Source organism: Streptomyces scopuliridis RB72 (assembly GCF_000718095.1).
GTDB classification, from domain to species: domain Bacteria; phylum Actinomycetota; class Actinomycetes; order Streptomycetales; family Streptomycetaceae; genus Streptomyces; species Streptomyces scopuliridis.
The window spans coordinates 1-615 of the sequence record NZ_JOEI01000091.1 but is presented as its reverse complement, the minus strand read 5'-3'; the positions used below and the strand labels follow the sequence as shown (position 1 = coordinate 615).

General features: G+C 67.5%; 1 pseudogene. It reads right to left on the bottom strand.

Annotated elements, in window-relative coordinates:
• Window positions 1-195: 195 nt before the first annotated feature.
• Window positions 196-615 (bottom strand): annotated as a pseudogene (locus tag IF11_RS41160) (hypothetical protein); the annotation flags it as partial.

Genomic DNA, 615 nt, shown 5'->3' with positions numbered 1-615 from the left:
GTGTCCTTGCCGCTCTTGCCGTTGCCCTTGAAGGTCTTTCCGAAGCTCACTCCGCCGGATGCCTCGGTGGAGGTCTTGGTGATGTCGACGTCCGGCGCCAGTTCCGGTTCGAGATCGGGTTTCTTTGAGGCCGCGTCCTGTTGGCAAGCTCCCATCGCCGCCCCGGGGTTGTAGCCGCTCTGGTAGCGGCAACCGTCATTTGCTCTGAGCCGGGATGCCGGCGGAGATGCTCGCCGTGACGCCGCCTCCGGTCTCGGTCACCCGCTCCAGGGTGACGGTGCCGTCGGACCACTGCTGGAGCTTGACCGTCTCCGAGGCGCTGATCTTGATGAAGGCCACTTGGATGACGACGGTGTCCTTGGTCTGATCCTGGGACAGCAGACACTTCGCGGGCTCGAACGGGTCGCCGTTGGGGACGAAGGGATCGTCCGGGTCCCCGCCTCCGCCGTCGTCGCCCCCGCCGTCGTCACCGTCGCCCGCGTAGTCCCCGGAGGAGCATGCCTCGGCCCCGCTCATCGGGTGAAGTATTCGGCACACCGCGCTCTTCAGCCCGGTCGCCTCGTCGGCGGGCACGCTCAGACCGACGATCGCCGCCACGACCAGCGAGACGACGCC